Consider the following 5367-nt stretch of genomic DNA (forward strand, 5'->3'; position numbering starts at 1 on the left):
ATAGTGGGAGTATGCTCCCGAATGAATGGGCAGGCGGCGAACCGCGGTTCCCAGAGGATCGCTCACTCCAGTACTTCCCGGTACGCTGGTGGGCTTAACTTCCGTGTTCGGAATGGGTACGGGTGTTCCCCCACCGCTCTGGCCGCCTTTACGCCGACTCTCGGTCTCGAACCGAGACTCTCTACCGCTGAGAGACGCCTGTGTCGGTGGTTCCGATCGAACGATCGGCCGACCGTGTATGCGTGCGATCCAGTTACCGCCTGAACTCATACGACCTGTGGTGTCAGTGCCGTATGACTGTGGCTTCGGTCTGTTAGTGCTCGTGGACTCAACACCTCGTTGCCTTGGTGCGTACATCCCGAGTCTATCGAACTCGTCTTCTACGAGTGACCTCATCGGTACTTCTTTTCCATGTGGGTTTCGAGCTTAGATGCGTTCAGCTCTTACCCCGTGTCGCGTGGCTACCCGGCATTGCTCGTATGAACAACCGGTACACCAGTGGCGACCAAACGTAGTTCCTCTCGTACTATACGTTCGTTCACGTCAAGTACCTTGACACCCCCAATAGATAGCAGCCGACCTGTCTCACGACGGTCTAAACCCAGCTCACGACCTCCTTTAATAGGCGAACAACCTCACCCTTGCCCGCTTCTGCACGGGCAGGATGGAGGGAACCGACATCGAGGTAGCAAGCCACCCGGTCGATATGTGCTCTTGCGGGTGACGACTCTGTTATCCCTAAGGTAGCTTTTCTGTCATCTACGGGCCCCATTCCGGAGCCTCGTAGGTTCGCTAGACCACGCTTTCGCGTCAGCGTCACTCGTTGGGAATGACACTGTCAGACCATCTTGTGCTCTTGCGCTCTTCGCCGGATTCCCGACCCGGCTGAGATGATCTTCGGGCGCGCTCGATATCTTTTCGAGCGCGTACCGCCCCAGTCAAACTGCCCGGCTACCGGTGTACTCCTCCCGGAGTGAGAGTCGCAGTCACCGACGGGTAGTATTTCAATGGTGCCTCGGTGGCCCGCTAGCGCGGGTACCTGTGTAACGGCTCCTACCTATGCTGCACATCGGCGACCACGTCTCAGCGACAGCCTGCAGTAAAGCTCTATAGGGTCTTCGCTTCCCCTTGGGGGTCTCCAGACTCCGCACTGGAACGTACAGTTCACCGGGTCCAACGTTGGGACAGTGGCGCTCTCGTTTATCCATTCATGCAAGCCGCTACTGAAGCGGCAAGGTACTACGCTACCTTAAGAGGGTCATAGTTACCCCCGCCGTTGACGGGTCCTTCGTCCTCTTGTACGAGGTGTTCAGATACCCGCACTGGGCAGGATTCAGTGACCGTACGAGTCCTTGCGGATTTGCGGTCACCTGTGTTGTTATTAGACAGTCGGAGCGCCCGAGTCACTGCGACCTGCTCCGTCGAGAGCAGGCATCCCTTCTTCCGAAGGTACGGGACTAACTTGCCGAATTCCCTAACGTCGGTTCTCCCGACAGGCCTTGGCTTGCGCTGCCAGAGCACCTGTGTCGGATCTCGGTACGGACATCGTGCTTGTCTTTTCACGGGCCCTATGTACGGCTGACTTGCGCTATCTCGCGTTTCTCTCGCTTCGTGCCGTGACGGCTTCCACGAGGTTCCACGATTCGACCGGGCGAAAGCCCGGCTCAGCGTTCCACACGGCGTCGACGTTTACTGCACGATGGCACTGGAATCTTAACCAGTTTCCCGTTGATGCAGTCGAGTTGCGGTGCATCTTAGGACCGGCTGACCCTCGGCTGAGTGGCAGTGCCGAGGAACCCTTGCTCATCAGGCCGTCGAGGTTCTCACCCGACTATCGCTGCTACTGTGACCAGGATTGTCGTTTCTGAACGGTCCACGCGAGCTCTCGCCCGAGCTTCCATCCGAACAGAACGCCAACCTACGCGGTTGCCCGTGTCACGGGCACGGCCAGGTCTCGGTGGTAGATTTGAGCCCCGATCATTTTGGGCGCCTCAAACCTCGGCCGGTAAGCTGTTACGCTTTTCTTAGAGGGTAGCTGCTTCTAAGCTCACCTCCCGGCTGTTTAGGGCTTGAGACCACCTTCGAATCGCACTTAATCTACACTTTGGGACCTTAACCCGGCTCTGGGTTGTTCCCCTCACGGTACACAGGCTTACCCCGCGCACCGGACTCCCTTCGTCTACAGCGCCTGCGGGTTTGGAGTTCGACAGGATGGCCGACTCCTCTCGGAGGCGGGTCATCCAATCGGTAGCTCTACCCCGCGGGCTACCTCGGAAGAGGTCATGCTTCGACATGTTTCGGTTGGAACCAGCTGTTGCCAGGCTCGATGGGCCTTTCACCCCTATGCGCAGATCACGAGAGGATATTGTAGAATACCAACTCTAACGGGCCTCCACGTGGCTTTCGCCACGCTTCACCCTGCCTGCGTATAGATCGCCTGGTTTCGGGTCGCACCCAATTGACTCCCCGCGCTTGAACACGGTGGCCCTCGCAATGCTGCGGCCGTATCGGTTTCCCTGCGCCTTCCCCGGTTCACGGGTTAGACTCGCCAATCAAGTGCACTCCCTGGGTCGTTTTTCAAAACGCACGACACGACGCCGGCTCGTCTCTCTTCCTACTAGAGGATCGCTCCTCGGTCGTTTCAAGAGACGCCTTGTACGCCCTGTCGCTCGATCGCCAGCTGATTTCAGGCCCTATTGCACCGCCCTTCTCGGGGTGCTTTTCAGCGTTCGCTCACGCTACTTGTTCGCTATCGGTCTCGAGGAGTGTTTAGCCTTCTCAGGGGATGCCTGAGTCGTTCACAGAGGATATCCGACCCCTGCTACTCTGGTATTGACGCCTTCTGTACTGGTTCATCTTACGGGGTTGTCACCCTGTTTCACGCTCCGTTCCAGGAGACTTCAGATGAAATGTCGAGAATTGATTGTCAACCCGAACACCACATTGGTCCGAAGACCTTCGGTTTGGGCTGTGTCGCGTTCACTCGCGGTTACTGACGACATCGCTATTGCGTTCTTTTCCTTCCCTTACTGAGATGTTTCAATTCAGGGAGTTCCCTATTGCGCGTGGCAATTGTAAACGGATTCCGATTCGGAAACCTCGTGTTCTTTCCCTCCATGCGGGTCCCACGAGCTTTTCGCAGCTTGGCACGTCCTTCATCGGCTCTCGAGCCGAGCCATTCACCAGCTGGCACAGTAGCCAGTAGTGTGTCAGTCGATTCTATAACAGAACCGCTGACGGTGTCAAGTGACTAAATGTCACCCGACTGTATATGGTTCACTGACGTTCCACGAACTCGTATGAGTTCAGTGGACGTCTGGATCGCACGTATACACGGTCGTCATCGGATCACGTCCAGGCATGGAGCGTGTCCGTCGAACCCTTCCCATCCGCGGTTTCCCGGGATGGTGCATCGGTCGTCGTCTATCCAATCCGAATCGCGTCCCACACTTAAGGGGACGGATTCGCATCGGAGACATGGACTCACTGGGATTCGAACCCAGGGCATCCTCCTTGCAAGGGAGGCACTCTACCGCTGAGCTATGAGCCCACCTTCCCACGTGGGAAGGATGATCGCGTCGTGTGTGTGAACCGTGGTAGTTCGTCGGTGTCCAGGCCGGTGGATGGGCGGACACGAGAGACCGTGCATGAGTAGTGACCGTCTCGAAAGACGGTCGTAAGGTGAGCCTCCCAAAGGGAGGTCTCGGGTCGGTGGAGGTGATCCAGCCGCAGATTCCCCTACGGCTACCTTGTTACGACTTAAGCCCCCTTGCGAAGCCCAGATTCGACTCGTGTAACGAGCCTCATCCGGACCTCACTCGGGTGCTTTGACGGGCGGTGTGTGCAAGGAGCAGGGACGTATTCACCGCGCGCTTATGACACGCGATTACTACCGAATCCAGCTTCATGTGGGCGAGTTGCAGCCCACAATCCGAACTACGATCGAGTTTCTGAGATTACCGTCTCCTTTCGGAGTTGGAACCCTTTGTCTCGACCATTGTAGCCCGCGTGTTGCCCAGCACATTCGGGGCATACTGACCTACCGTTGCCCGTTCCTTCCTCCGTGTTGGCCACGGCGGTCTCCCTACTGTCCCCAGCCACTTCGCAGTGCTGCTGGCAAGTAAGGATGCGGGTCTCGCTCGTTGCCTGACTTAACAGGACGCCTCACGGTACGAGCTGACGGCGGCCATGCACCTCCTCTCTGAAACTCGGATAAGGTCATCAACCTGATCGTCATTATTACAGTCGATGCTGGTGAGATGTCCGGCGTTGAGTCCAATTAAACCGCAGGCTCCTCCGGTTGTAGTGCTCCCCCGCCAATTCCTTTAAGTTTCATCCTTGCGGACGTACTTCCCAGGCGGTCTGTTTAGCGGCTTCCCTACGGCACAGCACCCACTCGTAGTGGGAGCCACACCTAACAGACATTGTTTACGGCCAGGACTACCCGGGTATCTAATCCGGTTCGAGACCCTGGCTTTCGTCCCTCACTGTCGGATCCGTCCTCGCGACGTGCTTTCGCCATCGGCGGTCCGTCCAGGATTACGGGATTTCACTCCTACCCCGGACGTACCCGTCGCGCCTTCCGGTCCCAAGCCACGCAGTTTCTACCGGACGCCCACCCGTTGAGCGGGTGGATTTTCCGATAGACTTGCGCGGCCAGCTACGGACGCTTTAGGCCCAATAAGATCGGCCATCACTCGGGCTGCCGGTATTACCGCGGCGGCTGGCACCGGTCTTGCCCAGCCCTTATTCGTACACCTCCCTACGGTGTACAAAAGCGCAGGCTCTATGCCTGCGCACTTGGGATTCCCTTATCGCACTGGCGTGCAGTGTAAAGGTTTCGCGCCTGCTGCGCCCCGTAGGGCCCGGAATCTTGTCTCAGATTCCGTCTCCGGGTTCTCACTCTCATGACCCGTACCGATTATTGGCACGGTGGGCCGTTACCCCACCGTCTACCTAATCGGCCGCAGCCACATCCTTCGGCGCCGGAGCGTTTGGCACATCACTCATTCCAGCTGTGATGTGGTATGCACTATTAGCCTCAGTTTCCCGAGGGTATCGTGCTCCGAAGGGTAGTTTGGCCACGTGTTACTGAGCTATTCGCCACGAGTCTGAACTCGTGCGACTAGCATGGCTAAATCGAATCCCAATAGCAATGGCCTCCGGCAGGATCAACCGGAATGTATAACCTCTGAGCCTGATTCCCGGCTCAGAGGGGTGTTGGCGGGTTTTGACTCGCGGTGAGTCAAAACACCATTGCATGGTCTATGTGGTGTCCGGTTCACCCAGCGACCTGGATGACACCGAACTACCACGGCTCACATCAGATTTCCTCTTACGCCGGAGCGCAGGGGGCGAAATCCTCAT

Annotated in this window: 1 tRNA gene and 3 rRNA genes; all 4 read right to left on the minus strand. The window is 57.4% G+C overall.

Going from position 1 to position 5367, the window contains the following annotated elements:
* Window positions 1-28: 28 nt before the first annotated feature.
* The 4 genes from rrf to FGL94_RS18070 all read right to left on the minus strand — a co-directional run bounded on the left by rrf (window position 29) and on the right by FGL94_RS18070 (window position 5182).
* A 5S ribosomal RNA gene (gene rrf, locus FGL94_RS18055) occupies window positions 29-150 on the minus strand.
* 141 nt (window positions 151-291) lie between these two features.
* Window positions 292-3208: ribosomal RNA gene (locus FGL94_RS18060) — 23S ribosomal RNA — on the minus strand.
* A 270-nt stretch (window positions 3209-3478) separates the two neighbouring features.
* Window positions 3479-3550, minus strand: a tRNA-Ala gene (locus tag FGL94_RS18065).
* A gap of 162 nt (window positions 3551-3712) precedes the next feature.
* A 16S ribosomal RNA gene (locus tag FGL94_RS18070) occupies window positions 3713-5182 on the minus strand.
* The 16S, 23S and 5S rRNA genes sit together here with 1 tRNA gene alongside, the layout of an rRNA operon.
* Between the last annotated feature and the right edge of the window lie 185 nt (window positions 5183-5367).

This window comes from Halorubrum salsamenti (assembly GCF_007671685.1).
GTDB classification, from domain to species: domain Archaea; phylum Halobacteriota; class Halobacteria; order Halobacteriales; family Haloferacaceae; genus Halorubrum; species Halorubrum salsamenti.